At 40.8% G+C, this 20,934-nt stretch carries 17 protein-coding genes; all 17 read left to right on the top strand.

What is annotated here, in order from left to right; translation table 11 throughout:
- On the top strand, nt 1-232 hold a 232-nt coding region (locus ACYVHX_RS21025), incomplete at its 5' end, for a GDP-mannose 4,6-dehydratase (RefSeq protein WP_460670401.1).
- A gap of 1,137 nt (nt 233-1,369) precedes the next feature.
- Nucleotides 1,370-2,203 carry a polysaccharide biosynthesis/export family protein gene (locus ACYVHX_RS21020; protein ID WP_460673658.1) on the top strand — a complete coding sequence of 278 codons (834 nt, stop codon included), beginning with the start codon at nt 1,370-1,372 and terminating at the stop codon, nt 2,201-2,203.
- 63 nt (nt 2,204-2,266) lie between these two features.
- The gene (locus ACYVHX_RS21015) at nt 2,267-4,561 is read left to right on the top strand and encodes a GumC family protein (protein ID WP_460673657.1); all 2,295 of its coding nucleotides are present in this window, start codon (nt 2,267-2,269) and stop codon (nt 4,559-4,561) included.
- Nucleotides 4,562-4,768: 207 nt separating this feature from the next.
- Nucleotides 4,769-6,079, top strand: a complete 1,311-nt coding sequence (locus ACYVHX_RS21010; protein ID WP_460673656.1) for an MATE family efflux transporter — start codon at nt 4,769-4,771, stop codon at nt 6,077-6,079.
- Nucleotides 6,080-6,127: 48 nt separating this feature from the next.
- Entirely contained in the window at nt 6,128-6,676 is a 549-nt protein-coding gene (locus ACYVHX_RS21005; RefSeq protein WP_460673655.1) for an acyltransferase, read from the top strand.
- Nucleotides 6,677-6,683: 7 nt separating this feature from the next.
- Complete coding sequence (locus tag ACYVHX_RS21000; protein ID WP_460673654.1) at nt 6,684-7,664, top strand: hypothetical protein; 981 nt, start codon at nt 6,684-6,686, stop codon at nt 7,662-7,664.
- Between the two features lie 127 nt (nt 7,665-7,791).
- Nucleotides 7,792-8,766, top strand: coding sequence for a hypothetical protein (locus ACYVHX_RS20995; protein WP_460673653.1), 975 nt, complete (start codon nt 7,792-7,794; stop codon nt 8,764-8,766).
- A gap of 6 nt (nt 8,767-8,772) precedes the next feature.
- Entirely contained in the window at nt 8,773-9,903 is a 1,131-nt protein-coding gene (locus tag ACYVHX_RS20990) for a glycosyltransferase family protein (RefSeq protein ID WP_460673652.1), read from the top strand.
- A gap of 68 nt (nt 9,904-9,971) precedes the next feature.
- Nucleotides 9,972-10,997: a glycosyltransferase family 4 protein gene (locus ACYVHX_RS20985; RefSeq protein ID WP_460673651.1), complete on the top strand. Its 1,026-nt coding sequence runs from the start codon at nt 9,972-9,974 to the stop codon at nt 10,995-10,997.
- Nucleotides 10,998-11,140: 143 nt separating this feature from the next.
- The gene (locus ACYVHX_RS20980) at nt 11,141-12,304 is read left to right on the top strand and encodes a glycosyltransferase family 4 protein (RefSeq protein WP_460673650.1); all 1,164 of its coding nucleotides are present in this window, start codon (nt 11,141-11,143) and stop codon (nt 12,302-12,304) included.
- A 26-nt stretch (nt 12,305-12,330) separates the two neighbouring features.
- Entirely contained in the window at nt 12,331-13,698 is a 1,368-nt protein-coding gene (locus tag ACYVHX_RS20975; RefSeq protein ID WP_460673649.1) for a hypothetical protein, read from the top strand.
- A 251-nt stretch (nt 13,699-13,949) separates the two neighbouring features.
- Nucleotides 13,950-15,101, top strand: a complete 1,152-nt coding sequence (locus ACYVHX_RS20970) for a glycosyltransferase family 4 protein (protein ID WP_460673648.1) — start codon at nt 13,950-13,952, stop codon at nt 15,099-15,101.
- Nucleotides 15,102-15,126: 25 nt separating this feature from the next.
- On the top strand, nt 15,127-16,296 hold the full coding sequence (locus ACYVHX_RS20965; RefSeq protein WP_460673647.1) for a glycosyltransferase: 1,170 nt from the start codon (nt 15,127-15,129) through the stop codon (nt 16,294-16,296).
- Nucleotides 16,297-16,326: 30 nt separating this feature from the next.
- On the top strand, nt 16,327-17,505 hold the full coding sequence (locus tag ACYVHX_RS20960) for a glycosyltransferase (protein WP_460673646.1): 1,179 nt from the start codon (nt 16,327-16,329) through the stop codon (nt 17,503-17,505).
- A 23-nt stretch (nt 17,506-17,528) separates the two neighbouring features.
- Entirely contained in the window at nt 17,529-18,644 is a 1,116-nt protein-coding gene (locus ACYVHX_RS20955) for a glycosyltransferase family 4 protein (RefSeq protein ID WP_460673645.1), read from the top strand.
- Nucleotides 18,616-19,230, top strand: a complete 615-nt coding sequence (locus tag ACYVHX_RS20950) for a DapH/DapD/GlmU-related protein (protein ID WP_460673644.1) — start codon at nt 18,616-18,618, stop codon at nt 19,228-19,230. The genes ACYVHX_RS20955 and ACYVHX_RS20950 overlap by 29 nt, the downstream gene beginning before the upstream one ends.
- 213 nt (nt 19,231-19,443) lie before the next feature.
- Nucleotides 19,444-20,895 carry a CsgG/HfaB family protein gene (locus tag ACYVHX_RS20945; protein WP_460673643.1) on the top strand — a complete coding sequence of 484 codons (1,452 nt, stop codon included), beginning with the start codon at nt 19,444-19,446 and terminating at the stop codon, nt 20,893-20,895.
- Nucleotides 20,896-20,934: the final 39 nt, after the last annotated feature.

The following is a 20,934-nucleotide window of genomic DNA, read 5'->3' as shown; positions in this document are numbered from 1 at the left end:
TCCGGTGGAAGTAGGCAAAGAAGTGCTGGCGATCGACGAGCGGTATTTCCGGCCGACGGAGGTGGACCTGCTGCTGGGTGATCCGACCAAAGCGATGACCAAGCTCAACTGGCAGCCCAAGTATGATCTGGTGGGTCTAGTCAAGGACATGATGCGGGCGGACGTAGAGTTGTTCCGGCGGGATCAACTGCTGGCCGGTGAAGGTCACCTGGTGCCCAATTATTACGAATAGATTGATGACAGGTATAACTTAGTTCTACTGTTTTTTGTCGGAAGACCAATCGGGGACTCTTAAAATAAGTCTACCGGTTGTCTTCCTGCAAAAAAGTCAATGTCTATTCTAGATAGAGAAGTACACTTCTTTGATACATCCAGACTAGTGAAAAGCCAAAAGAACTGCTCCATTGTAAAAGCGGAATCAACTCCACCAAATTCCGGGCTTTTCTGAAGATCATTGATTCTTATGTGTATCCTTAGCCGACATTATCAAATGGAGAATTCAGACAATTTCAAAGGGAAGAGAACATGCTACGAAAATTCAGTTCCTACTCTTTGAAATGTCCGGTATTTAAAAATAGCTAGGGGAAGCATGAAGAGAAAGAAAATGATTAAATGGTAAATTTATTTTGCAACTTGTCTGGTTATTTTTCGTAATATAGCCGTTCTATTATAGAACAAGCCAAATTAGGCGAATAAATATCATTCATGAGTTGACTGATAATTGTTTTCGCAGCAAGTCAATAAGCGTATTATTCGCTGTTAAAATGCAGAACCTCACCAGCACCTATTCAAATTAGTGGACAATTAAGGTGATGATTAACTTATTTTGTTTAAATTTGTTTTGGTGAAATTTTACTATTTTTGAGAATTTATTTCTTTGATAAGTTATATTTTAAAAATTTGTAGAATAGATATGCAGAAAATCCAAATCATTTTGCTTGACTTTAAGTAAATCCGTTCCTGAATTTGGCAAACTGGATTTTCAATATGTTTGAAAAACAGTTGCATCGGTTGCGATTATCTACTTAAAATAGTTTATTCAAAAATAACGGATTGTGAATATGCTATACTATATAAGTTATCTCATATAATTATTCCGTATCAACTAAAGTGCTATCAAATGACGATATAAAAAAATAGGCTATTAAAATTGTGGGTTTATATACTACGATTAACTGATTCCTTAGTTCCTAACTCCCTTACAGGCTTAAAACAGTACAACAGGAATAGCTCTTCTGGTATTCACATATGAATCTACTGATTGTTGCTATTAACGTATTCCTAAACCTCCTGCGATCAATTAATTCATTTAAAGTTTTATTTCAATACCGCCTTTTGACTAGTAGACCTACGATCAAACTTTTCAAGTATGCCAAAGATTTTTACTAGAATTAATTACATTTTTCCTTTAATAGGTCTGATTGTCTTTTCACTGACCTCCACGCTATTTACCTCGTGCACTTCTTCGAGAACAATAACTTATTTCCAAAATAAGGATGTGCTTGAGGATAAGCAGTATGCTAACTTAGCAAGAATTGAAGAAATTCCGAAGAGAATACAACCAGACGATATTTTAGCGATTGTCGTAAACAGTTTGAGTGAAGAGTCTAATGCCATTTTCAATACGGCGAACACAACTCTAATTCAGACCAGTCGTTTTCCAGGTAGTGTTTCAACCTCTCAAGGCCAGCCATTGGGCTATTCTGTTGATCAAAACGGAGAAATTAACTTTCCACTGGCAGGAAAAGTAAGGTTAGCCGGAATGACCCTCAACGAAGCGAATGTTTTCTTAAAGGAAATTGTAACCCAGTACATAAAAGACCCTTCTGTTGACATCCGGTTACTGAATCACAAGTTTACCGTAATTGGTGAAGTAAACCGGCCGGGAATATATAATCTTCTCAATAGGCAAACTACTTTACCTGACGTAATTGGAATAGCTGGCGATTTAACGCTTTTCGGACAACGTAATAATGTGATGTTAATTCGTAGTGTCAATAGCAAACGTGAAGTGATAAAACTTGATTTAACTTCACGTCAAATCCTTAACTCTCCATATTATTTCATTGAAAATAATGACGTGATTTACGTAGCATCACGACCTGGAAGATTAACCGGGTCGGATCGAACATTACAATTGATTCCTATTGTCGTAACGATTATAACTACCTCGTTGCTATTATATAACAATTTTTTAAGATAAGATAATATACGTTTACGTATTCGGCGAAAGAAATAAGTGGAATAGTATTTGGCTTAAATAATTATGACTGAGGCAGTTTACAACTTTAGGGAAGAACAACGACCGACACTAAACATCCGTCGTTTCCTGCTCCAATACCTTAAAAATTGGTACTGGTTTATTTTGTCAATTTCGCTTGCACTCGGTGGAGCTTATTTGTATCTGCGCTACGCAACCCCCTCCTATCTGATCAGTGCGACCATGTTGATTAAGGATAAGCCCAAAAGCGCAAGTGATCGAATTTTACAGGAAGAACAATTCATCGGCGGAGCAGTGACCGTCGAGAATGAGGTAGAGCTTCTCAAATCCCGTAGCTTAATGGTACAGGTTGTGGATGAGCTTAATCTTACCGTTCGCTACTATGAGCAGGGTCACATTGGGCGTGATATAGAAATGTATGGTTTATCGCCTATCAGGCTATACACGAGCTCGTTAACTCCAAATGCTTATTTGGCACCGGTTTTTGTTAAAATTCTTAACCCGCAGCAATACGAATTACAAGATATTGATGGCAATTCCAAAGGAAGATACAATTTTGACCAAAATGCTAAAAGCGAATACGGCAGCTTCAGGGTCTTTTTAAAGGATTCGACTTATCAAAAAAATGGTGGTCTGGTCAAAGTGAGTTTTCACAATCGTGAACAAATAGCCCAATATTATCAAGCAAAACTCAAAATTGCTTCGGCTTCACTTCAAAGTTCAATTCTGAAGATATTCTTTGATGATGCCGTACCTGACCGGGGTAGGGCCATTATTAACAAGCTTCTGGAGGTCCACACAACGATCTCACTGGCTGATAAAAACCTTGAAGCTAAAAATGAATTGCAATTTATTACTGATCGTTTGCGGTTAATTACGGGAGAACTAGGCAGTGTAGAACATAATTTTGAAGATTATAGAAACACCCATGGAGTTACTGATTTAGCTCAGCAAGGTAACATAATCCTTGGTGCTGCTAATTCGACCGCGAACAATCTTAATCAGGCCGAGGTTAATTTGAAAATCCTGGATGGAATTGATTCCTATATGAAAAATAGCCAAAGTGGAGTTGCTCCGTCGTTGAGTAGTCTACCGGACCCTATTTTAAGAGAGCATCTAACTAAATTGATTGCCCTACAAGGTGAGCATGAAAAATTGAGTAGAACCATGCAAAAGGATAATCCTTTTCTGCAGGGGATTACTACTCAAATAGAAAGTACGAAGGCCGCTATTCAGGAAAACGTAGCAAATCAGCGGCAAAACCTGCAACTTAATCTTGATAACCTGCGACAGACCAATAAACAAGCCGATCTATCTATGCGGGCCATTCCTCGTAAGGAACGCGAGTTTATAACAATTAAACGGCAGCAAAGTATTAAAGAGAGTCTATATCTGTTGTTACTTCAGAAAAAAGAAGAAGCTGCAATTGCCTATGCGTCAGCTGTTACCGACAGTCGGATTATCGATGAAGCCTCTAGTGGCGGTTTCCCGCTTACCCCTAATCCTACGAATACGTACATTGTTGCTTTTTTGGTAGGATTACTGATTCCAATTGGTGGGATTACGGCGAAGACTCAGCTGAGCGGCAAAGTAAAAAGTCGAAGTGAAATTGAAAACGAAACCGGGCTCACTGTGTTTGGTGAGATCATGAAAAATCCCCGGTCACAAAAAGGGAATTTCACTGGCATCGATACCAATAAAATTATCACTGAACAGTTTAACGTATTACGGGCGAATTTGCCCATGATCGACGGAAATCAGCCCCCTCCAGGCAGTCAACTTATACTGGTTACTTCGTCCATCAGTGGAGAGGGTAAAAGCTTTTTTAGCATTAACCTAGCTTTTAGTCTCGCGCAACTGGGTAAACGAGTGGTTATACTAGAATCAGACTTGCGTAAACCAAAGACTACCAGTTACATGGGCATGTCGAATGAAGGCATGCCAGGTTTAGCCGAGTATCTTTCCGGAGACAGTGATGTAAGCGAATTAATCAGAACAACCGGCCACGAAAACTTATTTCTGATTTCGAGCGGTTTTATTCCGTCTCACCCTTCCGAATTGTTGTCAAATGGCCGTATGGGGGTATTGCTGAATACCCTTCGCCAGCAGTTTGACTACATTATCCTCGACACGCCACCGGTGACCTTCCTGGCGGATACCACGATTTTAGCTCCATACGCCGATAAGGTATTTTACATTGTGCGGAATGATTACACGCCCCGAAACTGTATTCAATTGCTGACCAACATGACAACCAAGCATAAATTCAAATCACTGAATGTCATCTTCAACGGAGTTGAGTACGAGAAGAATCAGGCATTTGAATACGGATACCGGTAATTCATACTAAGTGTGACTCGCTGGCATTTTAACGATGAACTGATAAACCGCCAGATTCGGAGACCTATCCCTTTGGTCTCAAAAGGATGGGTCTATTTTGCTCCAGGGCAGTTTAATTTATTTTATGCGCGCTTGTACAATTATATATGCTGCCAAGCATTTACTAGTCTATAAAAATAGGATCACACTTTAAAGCTGAATAACATTTTGGCAATAGCTACTTTAAATAAAATCAAGAGTTACCCGGGTTATGCTAAAGCCTTAAAATGGGGTCAATTGATTACCATAACGGGTAGTGCCCAAGCAGTGGTGCAAATTGCGGGATTATTGTGCGGTATATTGGTTGTGCGTCTTTTACCTACCCAGGAATATGCCTTTTATACCATTGCCAACACCATGTTGGGGACGATGACCATCCTGGCGGATGGCGGTATTTCGAACAGTGTACTATCATTAGGGGGGAAAGTCTGGCAAGATAAAAAGCAACTTGGGGACGTGGTTTCCACAGGTCTGTACATGCGCAAGCGGTTTGCTATTGTGAGCTTGCTCATTGCCATGCCTATTTTATTTTATTTACTTATCCATAATGGTGCCAGCTTATTAACTACGCTATTAATTTCATTGTCTGTAATCCCGGCTTTTATCTCGGCTCTTTCTGATACCGTATTATCGATAACGCCCAAATTACATCAGGACATTAAACCCTTACAACGTAACCAATTACAGGTAAGCATATGGCGCTTATTATTAAGTTGTGCGGTTTTATTTATATTTCCGTTTGCATCTTTAGCGGTTCTTTGTAACGGTATTCCTCGAGCTTATGGCAATATCCGTTTAAGAAAAATTTCCAATAAATTTATAGCTGGCGGCAACTATAACGAAGAGATACAAAAAGAAATTACAAAGACAGTAAAGCGGGTAATGCCAAACGCAATATTCTACTGTTTAACAGGGCAAATAACCATCTGGATCATCTCCTTCTTTGGTAATTCCACATCAATTGCTGAAATAGGTGCATTAGGAAGAATTACTGCATTAATGACACTTTTTAATACTGTATTTGGAATTTTAATTATACCTCGTTATGCCCGTTTAAATAATCAGAAGACTCTTTTAGTTAAGAGCTACTTTGCTATTTTATTTATTACATTGTCACTTCTAGGTATAGCCTGCACGATAGTTTATTTTTTTTCCCCTTTGTTTTTATCCGTTTTAGGCAATAACTACGTAGGATTGAATGCTGAATTGTTTCTATATTTCGTTACTACATGTGTAGGTTTAATAAGTGGATTACATACTGCACTTGCCGCAAGTCGCGGGTGGTTTATAAAACCATTAGTGAATATACCTATAGAAATAATTGCAATAGTATTCGGAATATTTATCTTTAACATTTCAACTTTGAGCGGGGTAATTTTCTACAACTTATTCCTATATGGCATTTATCTTTTACAGTATATTTGTTATTTCATTTATTGTTTATACGTTAAAACTAGTACAGTTCAAGAAGTGGCATAAAAGATTTTATGGATACTGTATGAAGATATAATAATTAAAACAAAGTGCGTGAAAAGAAATATAATATTAAATAAAATCGACAACGTTAGAGCCGGCTTTAGACTGTTTTATTTTAAATGGCTTGGATTAATAGTTGGCAAAGGTACGAACCTAGGTAGGATTACCTGCAAATGGCCTAACAAAGTTTTAATAGGAAATGGTTGTATAATACAAGACTGTGTTGATTTTAATATCTCACACCCATTTGATCCAGATAATAAAATAAAAATTGGGAACAATGTATTTTTAGGCAGGTGTACCGAAATTAACAGTAAAAGTCAAATAACTATTCATGATAATTGTTGGATAGCTAGTAATACGACAATAGTAGATATATTTCATGAAACAAACCCTGAATTACCTATTTATTTACAACCAATTAAATCCTCGGCAATAACTATTGAAGAAGATGTTTGGATTGGTTCTAGGAGTATTATTCTTCCGGGAGTTAGAATCGGAAAGGGAAGTGTGATTGGAGCAGGATCAGTAGTTAATAAACACATACCTCCCATGCAAATTTGGGCGGGCGTACCTGCAAAATATATTAAAGATAGATAATCGATAAATGCAAAATCACTCGGTTGTATGCACCTTGTTTGAAGGACATTATCACTATGGAGTTGCGGCACTTGTAAATTCTTTGTACCAGCACGGATTTAGGGGCGATATATACGCAGGCTACCGGGGCGAACTGCCGTTCTGGGCTACTTTTCCAAAGAGCGATACGGTAGTCGAATGGAAAGACAGTAAAAGCTTTAACGTAGCTGATGGACTTCGACTTCATTTTTTACCCATCGAAACAACCCATCATTTTGCGAATTACAAACCCGATTTTATGCTTCGTTTGTGGGAGGGCCCTGCAAAAGATGCAACCAACCTTTATTATTTCGATCCTGATATTGTTATATATTGTCCCTGGTCTCGCTTTGAAATATGGGCAAGCTGTGGCGTAGCCCTATGCGAGGACGTAAACTCACCTTTACCTGAGTTTCACCCAAGACGTGTCGTTTGGAGACGACATTTCGGTGAAATAGGCATAAATCTCTCCTTCAAAGATCTAATCTATGCTAACGCTGGATTTGTTGGTATACAAAAAAGCTCCTTAAATTTTTTACATATTTGGAAAGACGTTTTATCAAATATAGAGACGCACATTGGAGGATTAAACCGATCTCCATTACCCGGCGGAGAAAAGTTACTTAAAGACGCTGTTGGCCCATTCAATGCATTTGAACTTCCGGATCAAGACGCCTTGAATGTAGCAGTTGAGGCCTGGGAAAAACAAATAAGCTTTATTGGCAAAGAAGCAATGGCCTTTAAGTATGGTTCGAACCTTATGATGCACGCAATTGGACAACCTAAACCATGGAAAAAAAGCTACATTCTGGCGGCTCTAAATGGAAGGCCTGCTTCATCAGCGGAAAAAGCTTTTTTTCTATATACAAAATATCCAGTTCTTATTTTCAATAAATCGCAAAGGAGAATCAGATACTTGGACATCAGATTAGCGTCACTAATAAGTCGGTTTTATCATCATTCTAATTGATGTTGTCGTATTTTAGTGTCAAATTGAATAGAACATATCTCTGTTAATACGTATAAAATCTAGTTTTTAACTATGAAACTGAAAATTAAGATAATCCTGAGATTGTCTGCAAAAATTTATTAAATAAATGCAAAATCACTCGGTTGTATGCACCTTGTTTGAAGGACATTATCACTATGGAGTTGCGGCACTTGTAAATTCTTTGTACCAGCACGGATTTAGGGGCGATATATACGCAGGCTACCGGGGCGAACTGCCGTTCTGGGCTACTTTTCCAAAGAGCGATACGGTAGTCGAATGGAAAGACAGTAAAAGCTTTAACGTAGCTGATGGACTTCGACTTCATTTTTTACCCATCGAAACAACCCATCATTTTACGAATTACAAACCCGATTTTATGCTTTTGCTTTGGAATCAAATAGAAAAAAGAGCAAAGCAAATGTTATACTTTGATCCGGATATTGTAGTAACAGCTCCGTGGTTGTATTTTAAAAGATGGGTAGAATGTGGAGTTGCCGTGTGTGAAGACGTAAACTCACCTCTGGCAGAATTTCATCCACGGCGCACCGCATGGCGAGAATTCTTTCTCGGAAAAGGTATTAAGCTTAGTTTCAATACTCCGATCTATGTGAATGGTGGATTTTTGGGAGTCGAAAACCAGGAGTTTTTAATCCTGTGGAAGAAAATTCAAGAGTTGATGGCCATTCAAATTGGTGGTCTCAATCGCTCCTCTCTCAAGGGAACACCCTTGTCTGAAGAAAATCAGGGGCCGTTTGAACCTTTTAGCAAAACTGACCAAGACGCTCTAAATGCCACTATTGAAGCATGGAATGGTAAGGTGAGTTTTATTGGCAAAGAAGGGATGGCTTTTAAAGCTGGCTCCGCCTTAATGCCACACGCACTTGGACAGCCCAAACCGTGGCATAGAAAACCCCTTTTGCAGGCAATTTATGGTGTTCCACCCCGGCGAGTAGACCACTGTTATTGGAATTCCGCAAACGGTGTTGTAACGTCCCAGCCACAGCATGTGATTCGTTTAACCAGGATGGCACTTAGCTGTGCCGCTTTTATCGGGCGGTTTTATAGAAAAGGAGAGCTTTAGTACCCTATGAAAATTATTTTTATTTGTGGCTCCCTTGAAGCTGGACGGGATGGGGTTGGTGATTATACCCGAAAATTAGCAGGTGAATTAATCGCCCAGAACCACCAGGTTGCTATTATTGCTTTAAACGACAGACATTTAAAACAGTACCTAGCGGACGGTTTTCAACACGAAGGCACAAATCAAATCTATACATTACGCTTATCTCCTCAGGTACCCTGGAAAAAGAGAATTGAAAAGGCATCGGAATTGGTGAAGTCATTTAACCCTGATTGGATCAGTTTACAATTTGTCCCTTTTTCATTTCAACTAAAGGGCCTGCCTTTTGGCTTGGGCAGTTCAATAAAAGGACTAAGTTCCGGCAGGAAAATTCACTTGATGTTTCATGAATTGTGGTTGGGATTATCAACCCAATCCTCAACAAAGCATCTTTTATGGGGCTGGACGCAACGCCGTTTAACGAAGGCATTAATTAATACATTGCAACCCAACGTAATTCATACACAAAATCTATTATACCAAATCCATCTTCAAAAATTAGGCATTAAAACCGCACTCTTACCTTTATTTCCAAACATTCCTACTCCGACCAGTAACCCGTTTACCTCAAAACAACTACCAGACAAGTCTCCAGATAAAATCAATTTCGTTTTTTTTGGTGGCATTCATCCTGATGCACCGGTTGAAGAACTAGCGATGGAAGTAGCTAACTATGCCACTAAAAGAAGTCTTGATGTTGACTTAACCCTTGTAGGTCGGAGTGGTAAAGAACAGGAAATATGGATCAAAGCGTGGCAGTCTCAAGGATTGAATGTGAAAATGCTTGGTGAGCAGCCCCCCGAAAAGATTTCAGAGATTCTAGAAAAATCATCAATCGGCCTTTCAACGACGCCGGTCGCCTTGTCAGGTAAAAGCGGGTCGATTGCGGCAATGCATGCACATGGCTTACCGGTTTTATGTGTTTCAAAACCATGGCATCCTAGAAAGGTAAAAATACCAGAATCACTTCCCGGAGTACTTGAATATACGATTGGGAACTTTGAGGTATGCATAAACAATAAGGACAAATCCATACCGATTCATACAACAGTGGGAAATATCGCTCAACAATTTATAGCAGATCTCTCAACAACCTGACTATGAATTAATAAAATCTCTCAACGTTAAGCACTTATTTAACCTAGCACATCAAATTGAAAATTCTAATGTTATCTCATAAATTCCATCCAGATATTGGTGGAATTGAAAGTATATCGGAGGGTTTGGCAACTAGTTTTGTAGAAGAAGGGCACGAAATTCATATTCTGACCTGGTCGACCAGTTCTTCCAAAGATGACTTTCCATACGAGGTGATCAGGAAACCAGGCTTTAAACAACTAGTCAGTGAGCATCTTTGGGCAGATATAATTTTTGAGAACAATCCCTGTATCCAGCTATCTTGGGTAGGTGGATTCCTAAACCGTCCATCTGTTATCAGTTTACAGACTTGGATAGGATCGATAAATGAAAAACTTAACTGGAAAAATTATCTTAAAATCAAATGGTTAAGCCGCGCTAAATACGTAATTGCCTGTAGTGAGGCTGTTAAAAACCGCTGTTGGCCGGCGTCATTAGTCATAGGGAATCCTTATAAAGCAGAGAGCTTTAAGCGTGTAGACACGATTCCCAAGACAAAGGATTTCATATTTCTTGGACGCTTAGTTTCTGATAAAGGGGCGGATCTTGCTATTCAGGCCTTTTATGAACTTACGAAAAGGATGCAGGCCCAACAGGGCCACTCGCAAAAAATGTCGTTAACCATCGTTGGTAATGGGCCTGAAAGGCAAAAGCTTGAGCAATTAGTTTTAGAACTAAATTTACAAGATCATATTTTATTCACAGGCGCTCTGCGTGGGAAAAGCCTGGTTGACTGTTTAAATCAACATCGTTTTTTGGTTGTTCCTTCAAATTGGGAAGAACCTTTCGGGATTGTTGCTTTGGAGGGTATGGCGTGTGGCTGTTTGCCCATTGTATCTGATGGTGGCGGTTTACCAGATGCAGTAGGTGAAGCGGGTCTGATTTTTAAACGCGGAAGTGTAAACAGCCTGGTAGAGGTAATCTGGCAACTTCTTAATGATGTTGATCTGGAAGAAAAACTCCGGGATGCCGCACCGCAGCACCTCGTTGCCCATCATCAGGCTGTTGTGGCAGGGAAGTATTTGAAATTATTTACAAAGGCACTTAATACCTGAACCACACCCGGTTTACTGAAACCGGGTGCGATCAGCAATCAACAGTGGCAGTCTATTTAAAAGCCGGTAATCACAGAATGAGCAATGGTAGTGCCGAATGGAATCATCGTTTAAGCTCATTTTGACAAAGCATTCCAAATACTATGAAAGTTGTTTACACTGCCCCCAATAGAGCTCATCATTACCGCTACGCTTTAGCAATGTTTAAAGCGGACGTTTTAAGTTCATTTATCAGTGGGCTCTCACGCTTCAGCCCTTTTGCAAAGTTCGACGAATTAGGATCTAAGATTCATCGTGCCGATTTTTTACAGACACTTTATGTCGCCAGCCTAAAGTTTGGAGCCCCTGCTCGAATCAGTAAGTATCTTGCCTATTGGTCGAAGATTGAACAAGACTTAGCCTGTAAGAAATTTATTAAATCTTGTGATATCTTTATGTTCTATAACGGAAGCGGCTTGCATAGTTGCCGTTTTGCGCACAATAAAGGCATTATCACAGTCGTAGAAGCGGTTAATTCTCACGTACAATACCAGGAAGACATTTTACAGGAAGAGCATCGTTCGTTGAGTCTTCCTTGGGTCCCCTTTAATAAGAAAGAAAAAAACCGGCGAATTGATGAATATAAGGAAGCTGATTATATCCTGCTGCCTTCGGAGTTCGTAAAAAATAGTTTTCTGGAACTGGGCTTTCCTGAACACAAACTCTTAAAGGTTCCGTACGGTTTTAGCCCATTTATGAATGCGAACACGGAAACAGCTTCGGAGGAGAAATCTGAAGATTTTACAGTTCTGTATGTTGGAAGTATCTCGGTACGAAAAGGTTTGCGGTATTTACTCCAGGCATTTGAGCAACTTCAGCATCCACGCAAGAAGTTAATAATAGTGGGTCCAAAGACAAAATTGACCGGAATAGATGATTTAAACATTCCACCGCAAGTAAGTTTTACGGGCGTACTTAAAGGAGAAGCTTTGCAAAAAGCTTACCGCAGTGCCAGTGTTTTCTGCCTTCCATCCATTGAGGAAGGGCTGGCTTTAGTGCTTGGCGAAGCTTTATCATACGGTTTGCCAATTATCGCAACGACTAATACGGGGGCAGCAGATATCATTTCTGATGGCAAGGAAGGATTTATCGTTCCAATTAGAGACTCAAACAGTATCCATGAGAAACTTCAGTTCCTGGCCGATGAAAAAGAATCCTATTATACAATGAAAATATCGGCAAAGGAAAAATCGCTGCAATTAAACGGATGGGAAGAAACCGGACAGTTACTTGTTTCTACTCTGTCGCAGATAAAAGATAAAAAATAGAAGTATATATTTATTCAGCTATACCAGTGGAAAAGATATCAACAAAATATCAACAACTCCTTTATTTATTAATGGGTGTGATGGTATTTGAGGGGCTAGTGCGTAAGCTGCTTCCTCCAACTCTAGGCTTAGCCGTATTTTTCTTAAAGGATTTTCTGTGCGTATATGCCATGTATTTAATTAGCAAAGCCAGACTATCTTCAACGCTAAGGATTATTAACACAAGGTGGAAAGTTTTACTGCTTCTATTAAGTCCCTTGCTGCTTTATACGGCAATGATTGACTTACCATTAAGTATTTTTGCAGCGAAGCAGTACCTACTGTATATTGTCATTGCGTTACTGGTTCCTATTGCATTTCCTCCAAATACGCTCAATCAATTTAAACAATTTGCATTCTTTCTTGCATTCTTTATCGTTCCAACCACTATAGTTGCGATCATACAAAACTCCCTTCCTTCTACGCATTGGTTAAATCTAAGTGTGGGTGGAAATTCTCTGGAAGGTTTTGCTGCGGCTGGTTACCTTCGCGTTAGTTCGACTTTCTCATTTACCGCACAGTATTCCTGGTTCTTAAACGCAGTTTGCGCTTTCCTCGTTTCACAATATTTTCTGCCTTACTTCACTAAAAATACGTTGAAGCTACTAGTTCCTACCGGGCTGGGAATTTTATTTCTAATTGGGATCTTTATAACGGGTGGCCGAACAGCGGTAATTGGGAGTACAGGATGCGTCGGACTGGGCTTTCTTTTAGCTACCTGGAAAGCTCCCTCTCAAATTATTTGGAAAGGAGCACTATTAGGAACCGTAATGTTTATTGCTCTTTTTCTGGTTAGAATGCAAAACCCCCGGTTCTTTGCTGCGTATGACAAACGTTCTAGTGGAACAGCGGAAGTATCACACGAAGCAGAAATAACGGAACGCGTTTTTGATGGCCTAACGAACTGGGCAAACTGGTTCTGGGTGCAAGAGTCCACGCCAATTTTAATAGGAAACGGTTTGGGTGTGATGAGCAATGGTTCTGAAAAAATCAGCGCTTATGCAAACCTGATCCGATCAGCGGGGTTCTGGACGGAAGGAGACGCGGCAACGATTGCCTGGGAAGGGGGGCTCTATCTTTTGGTTATCTGGTACGGATTTCGAATCCTAACGATTCTTTATTGCCTTAGCAAATGGCTAAAAATAAGGAATACTAAGTACAGTTTGCCGTCTTCTTTTCTAATGGCTAACGTCATCATTAACGGGCTTTTGGGGACTCTAAGCATACAACCACCAGTTGCTATCTGGTGGTGGATTTCGGTAGGATCTATTTTAGCAATTGAAGGTTTCGACAAGTATGAATTCAGTTTAAAAACTACCGTAAACGAAAGAAAAGAAGTTGATTTACAAGTATAAAAATTAATATTTTAAGTTATCACTACGCCTAAGGCTGACTAAATTGCGGAAACTGGTTTAGGACGTAATAAATAACAAACATTCACTTTTAAGCATGATAAAATATAGCTAAGAAGATAATTCTATCAAAAAATAGCAATATAATAACATAACACCTCCCTTAACACTTAAATTTAGCTCTCAATAAAAATTTAAACAGGTTCTTCAATAAATTAGAGTAAGTAATACACCAAGAGTAGTTAGTGCATTTCATGAAAAAGATAGTCTTTATTAATTCGCATCCTATTCAATATTTTGCTCCATTGTATAAATACATGAACGAGCAAGGGTTGGACGTTGATGCCTGGTATGCATCAAAGGGGTCTTTGAATACAACTATGGATAAAGACTTTGGTGTTAAAATAAAATGGGATATTCCACTGCTTGAAGGATATAAGTATCGGTTCTTCAAGAATATGTCCTGGAAACCATCGCATGCAAACGGTTTCTGGGGATTGATAAATTTGGGGATGCTGGTTGAGCTTTTCAGAATACCAAAATCTGTAGTTATCGTTCATGGGTGGCATTATTTCACCAACTTCCTGGTTATAATGCTGGGTAAAATAAAGGGCCATACGGTATGTTTAAGAAATGAAACACCATTAAGCCACGAAAAACACAAAACCGGCTGGAAACAAAAAATGAAGTATTTCTATTTCCAGCATATATTATTTCCCAGAGTTGATTATTTTTTATTTATAGGTTCACAAAACCGTTTGTTTTACAAAAGCTTTGACGTACCTGATAACCGACTTTTAAAATGTCCTTACGCAGTTGACAATAACAGGTTCGATAAAACAGAAATCGATGTTGAAGCGATTAGAAAGAATTATAATATCCAGGAAGATGACAAAGTAATTTTATTTTCTGCCAAATATGTCGACAAGAAGAAGCCTTTAGACTTACTAGAAGCCTTTAAAAATATTGACAGTAAAAATTGTTGGTTAATAATGGTTGGCGAGGGGAAGTTAAGGGCGGAGATGGAAAAGTTCATAAGCGATAATCAACTCAAAAACGTTCTACTGACCGGTTTTGTAAATCAATCCGTCATTGCGCAATTTTATGCAATTAGTGATGTATTTGTCATGTGTTCAACAATAGGTGAAACATGGGGTCTTTCTGTCAATGAAGCAATGAACTTTAATCTTCCAGTGGTTATATCGGATCTTACCGGCTGTTCAGATGATCTGGTTTTGGAAGGGGTAAATGGTTACGTATTTAAAACCGGTGATACCAACGAATTATCGGCAAAAATTAAAAGTGTACTATTTGAAAATAAACTCCTGTGGAAACCGGACTCCAAAGAGATTATTAAAAATTACAGTTATCAATCCATTGTCGATAATATCAGAAGTTTGGTTTAGTCTCCAGATTCGATTTCTTGTCTAAATGAACATCGTTTTTTTTGCACATCCTAGTTTTTTAGTGTCACAGAGCATGCCCCGTTTCGCTAAGATGTTATCGGACGGGATGGGAGAAAGGGGCCATACGGTTGAGATTTGGTCACCTGTCTCTCAATTAAATAACTACAAGATTCCGCCTTCCGTTAAAAAATGGTTTGGTTACTTTATTCAATTTATTCTCTTTCCTATTGAGGTTCAAAAACGACTACGAAAATGTGGCTCCAATACATTATTCGTCATTACTGATAATGCCTTAGGTCCCTGGGTGCCTCTAGTAGCCAAACGCCCACACATCATTCATTGCCATGACTTTCTGGCGCAGCGGTCTGCGCTGGGGCAAATTTCAGAAAATCCTATTAGCTGGACCGGTAAAACCTACCAGGCATTTATTCGCCGTGGTTATTCACAAGGACGTAATTTTGTTTCGGTTTCTGAGAAGACCCGGCAAGACCTTCATCATTTATTGCCTTCTCTACCTGCTTTTTCAGAAGTTTTATATACGGGTTTAAACAAGACGTTTACAGCTTATCCTGTTGACAAAGCAAGAACTCTGTTTGGTAAATCCGTTGGTCTCGATTTAGAATTAGGCTATTTGTTGCATGTAGGGGGAAACCAGTGGTATAAAAACCGGGGGGGCTTAATTGCCATTTACAATGCCTTACGATCAACTAGTTCGTATACTCTTCCCTTAATCTTAGTCGGCGCAGCGCCGTCGGCCAAGCTTCAGAACAGTAGAGATTCATCTCCGTATGCAGCAGATATCATCTTTCTTACCGGAATAAGCGATGAATCGGTTCAATTGGCCTATGCGGGAGCTTCGTTATTAGTATTTCCATCGCTGGCAGAAGGATTTGGATGGCCGATCGCGGAAGCGATGGTTGCGGGTTGCCCGGTTGTAACAACGGGTGAAGCACCAATGACCGAAGTGGCGGGTGAGGCCGCTTATTTTATTCCACGTCAACCTGAAAATTTAGCCGATAGAAAGGCATGGGCTAATGAAGCTGCCGAAATCATTAAAACCGTACTTGATTTACCGCAGGAAGAACGGAAAAAAGTAGTAGAAAAGGGGATCATTAATGCGCAAAGATTTAACGCTCATTCGTATTTAAATGAAGTTGAAGCCCTTTATAAACGCATTATTGCTAATTATGAATAAAAAATGAAATTCCTTCATGTAATTAACAGTATGGATCCCCGGACGGGTGGACCATGCCAGGGAATCCGGAATTTGGATAAAGAGTCACAAAAGCTTGGTATAACCAGAGAAGTTGTTTCGCTCAATAGCCCTACCGATTCTTTTCTGGGAATGGACTCTTTTCCGATCCATGCACTAGGCCCCGGTAAGCGCCCTTGGCATTATAGCTCGAAGCTTATTCCGTGGCTTATTGAAAATATAAACCGGTTTGACGTAGTAATTATAAATGGAATTTGGCTCTATCAATCTTATGCGGTTTGGAGCGCCGTTCGCCAGTTAAAAAAGAACAAAACGTATACCGGCAAGATCCCTAAAGTATTTGTCATGCCCCACGGAATGTTAGATCCCTGGTTTCAGGTTTCCAACGTCCGGAAACTAAAGGCGGTTCGAAATTGGGTTTATTGGAAATTTATTGAAAGCAAAGTAGTAAATGATGCTGCGGGCGTTCTATTTACCTGTCAGGCGGAACTGGTACTTGCTCGAAAACCGTTCCGGCCTTATCATCCAAAACGTGAGATAAATGTTGGCTACGGTATTCAGGAGCCCCTTTCTTTTACCGACGCTATGTCGAAGGATTTCCGGGAGAAATGTCCGGAAGTTTCTACCAAACCTTACCTGCTATTTTTAAGCCGCATTCATTATAAAAAGGGGATTGATTTATTGGTAGACGCCTACGCTCAGCTTCTAAAAACGGAACTTCAGACCAACGTCCCCATTCCGGATCTGGTGATTGCCGGACCCGGACTTGATCGTGACTATGGTCAGGAACTCCTAAAAATGGTTGAACAGAATTCTCAGTTGAAAAACCGGGTGCATTTTCCGGGTATGCTCACCGGCGACGCTAAATGGGGGGCTCTCTATGGGTGTGAAGCGTTTATTCTACCGAGTCATCAGGAAAATTTTGGCATTGCGGTCGTTGAAGCAATGAGTTGCCGGAAGCCCGTCTTGATTTCGTATCAGGTCAATATCTGGCCAGAAATTGAAGCGGGTGGGGGGGGCATAATTGCCCAGGATACCTTGGAAGGAAGCCGGAAGTTGCTGGATAAATGGCTCGCCTTATCGCCGGATGAAAAAAATCAAATGGGTCAACAGGCACGAACTATGTTTGAAAATAATTTTCATATAGAAAAGCTGTCGATCCGAATGAGTGAATTGCTGGATCAGTATTAGTCAAATCTAAATTTATTACAATTGTGCGAATTGCAATACTCCAGGGAGCCTTTTTACCCGTCCCCACGCTCCTGGGGGGAGCGGTAGAGAAAAGATGGTTTGCATTAGGGAAGGAGTTTGCCTTACAAGGTCATAGTGTAACGCAGATTTCCCGGCATGTTGAACAGCTCCCCAGGTCAGAGATGATTGATGGCGTTAACCATATTCGCATCGATGGCTATAATACCCCAAAGTCAGGATTGATTCTGAAATTTTTTGATTTACTATACACGTTAAAAGCGCGCCGACTGTTTTCCGCTGATTTCGACGTTGTCATTAGCAATACCTTTTGGGCACCGATTATTCTACCGGGAAAGGCCAAAAAAATATGCGTTGTTGATGTGGCCCGAATGCCTAAAAAGCAAATGCAATTCTACAAACAAGCCGCACGTTTGCGAGCAAACTCCAATGCCGTTGCCCAGGCCATAAAAGATGAACTCCCTCAATCGGTACATAATAAGGTGGTAATGATTCCAAATCCGCTCCCTTTTGTTTCGTCGTTGGAGATCGATTTAAACCGGAAAAAACCAATTATATTGTACGTCGGGCGTATTCATCCGGAAAAAGGTTTAGATTTACTTATAAAAGCATACAAGAAGACCTCTCAAAACTATAGATTACAATTAGTTGGCCCCTGGGAAACCGCTTCCGGAGGAGGTGGCATGGGTTATCTCAATTCACTAAAACAACTGGCAGGCGATGCTCCTGTTGAATTTATAGGGCCCATATTTGACATTGATAAATTGAATAAATATTACCAGGATGCTTCTATTTTTGTCTATCCGTCCATAGCTGAAAAAGGTGAGACATTTGGTCTCGCTCCCCTGGAAGCGATGGCCTGGGGATGTGTGCCTATCGTCTCCAAGCTGGACTGTTTTCAGGATTTCATAACTGATAAAAAGAACGGTTTAATTTTCGATCACCGGGCTGAAAATGCGATTGATCTACTCACTGGTCAGATAAACCGGGTGCAGGAAGATCGCGAGCACCGGATAAAATTAGGAGGTCTGGCCTTAAATGTCAGACGAACACATTCTACAAAGCACATTGCTGCCCAGTTTTTAAAAGAGTTTGAACGTATTGTCAACCCGACAAATTGATGTGATGGTCGCAAATTCAAAAACTTATAACCAGGCCAATCCTTATGCCAGCCCCTGGAGCGTAAAACACCGCATTAAAATGTTGGTTTGGGAATATGTCTGGGCAATTTTGTGCTCATGGACGCCTAAACCGGCTAACGCCTGGCGACTGTTCTGGCTCAAACTTTTCGGTACGAAAATTTACGGTTCTCCTTTTGTTCACCAACGTGCCCGGATTCAGGTACCCTGGAATCTTATCCTGCACGATCATGCCTGCCTGGGCGATCGGGCGAATGCTTATTCCCTGGGGATAATCGAAATTCACGAACACGCGACGATTGCTCAGGAAGCGTATTTATGTACGGGTACGCACGCGTTTGACCAGGCAGCCTTAAACCTGGTAACAGCTCCGATCTCGATCGGGCCGCATGTTTTTGTGGGTGCCCGGGCTTTCATAATGCCTGGCGTCTCGGTTGGTAAACGGGCCATTGTGGGAGCCTGTAGCGTAGTTACCAAGGATGTAGCTCCCCGTAAAATAGTTGCAGGCAACCCTGGCTGTGAAATAGGTGTGAATAATTTCTCTATTAAAGAACCCATAGATGAGTAATTTTAGAAGCCTATACCCGGTGGATTAGCCTCTATTGGCAACAATATGGACTGACAGATACTACAGAAGTAGTTGGAGTGATCTCTTCAGTCTGTTGCCTGGCTAAGCCGACCCCAATTTATTAGAAAGCTAAAGGCGGTTTTTATTCAAACGGTACAGATCGACCCAAGCATTATCAACGAATCTATTTACAAAACTCTCTTTCGTCATTACATGAATTTTTATTTACTCAAAGATCACTACTTTCATTTATTTGCCAGACTCATCGGAGCTCTAATACTTTATTTGGTGCTCTTTCAAAAACCGGCCTTCGCTCAACAAGCACCAGCGAGAAGCACGGTGGCGGCTTCAGCTTATGTTCCTCCACTGCCAGTTCCTAAATCAAAAGTGCCAGTAATCGTTCTGAAATTTCGTGATCTCACAGATTACCAAAAACAAATAAATCAAAGCCTGACGAACACCGCCCCCCCGGTGATCGGTGATCTGAATCATACCGGTACTCTGCTCAAGGCGCTCGAAGAAAGTGGCTGGTTTACAGCCAGCGAACACAATGACCTCGTCAGTCTGCTCAAGGAGCGAAAAAGCGCTCAGTCCACTCTGGCCAACGGGGGCGAGAAATCGCTTTCTGTGCAGGGGGCGAACTTCTTTCTGGAAGGAGGCATCTTGGCGCAGGATGCCAATACATTTTTAGATGAGAAGGGCGTTAAATACTTCGGTGAAGGCGGCTCCAGACCCTATCAGCAAGACCGGGTCACCTTGTATCTGCGCATTCTGTCGGCTCAGTCAGGTAAAATTTTAAAAACCATCTACAGGTCCAAGACCCTTTTCACGCAACCGAACGGGGCCAACTCGTACCAATTTGTTAGATTTAAAAAGCCTTATGAAGCTGAAACGGGTACAATTACTACCCTGCCAGGCCAGTTTATCATAACCGAAACCATCAAACAGGCCGTACAAGGATTAGTGATCGAAGGAATACGCGATGGTTTGTGGTCAGCACCCGAAAACTCCGCTTTGGTGACGAGTACTTTAATCCAGAAATACGAGCAGGAAATAAAGGATTTGAGCGAAGATGGCCTGCCGGACAACCAGGCTAAAAAGGGTTTATTTGGACTCCGTCCCCGAATCAATGCCCCGTTTATTAGTGTACACCCCTATTTGGGCAGTATGCGCTATGTGGGTGATTATACCCAAAGGGAGACCAAAGGCATGTATGGTGTATCGCTGGAAATGTATATAAATCCAATTGTTGGCATTCAGGTAAACGGGGCTACGGGTACGATGGCCAGTAAAGACGCCTTTTCAGTCAACCTTACCTCGCTGGAAGCCAATGTGATTCTGAGGCCCTTCCCCTACCAGCGCTGGACTCCAATCCTGCTTGGCGGAGCTGGAGTCTTGAGCCGCAGCGGGTCAACCCCTTTTGAACTGCAAGGAGAGAAATATGGACAAGCGCAAGGTGGAATTGGAGTGCAGTATACGCCGAGCAGTTTTTTGGGACTGCGGTCAATGGTGATGATTAGTCAACCCTTTACGGATTCCCTGGATGGGAAAATAATGGGTTCTCACAGCGATTACTACACCCGCTTTACGGTGGGAATAGTTTTCCATCTTGGACGCTTCCTGGTAAAAACTCAGTCTATCAAATTTACGAAAGTAACTCCATAGGGGAAATCAATACTATACAAACAGAATTATCCATCAAGC

It is taken from the genome of Larkinella ripae (genome assembly GCF_054780775.1).
Note: the sequence above shows the minus strand (reverse complement) of the source record. Positions and strands in the feature narration are given on the sequence as shown.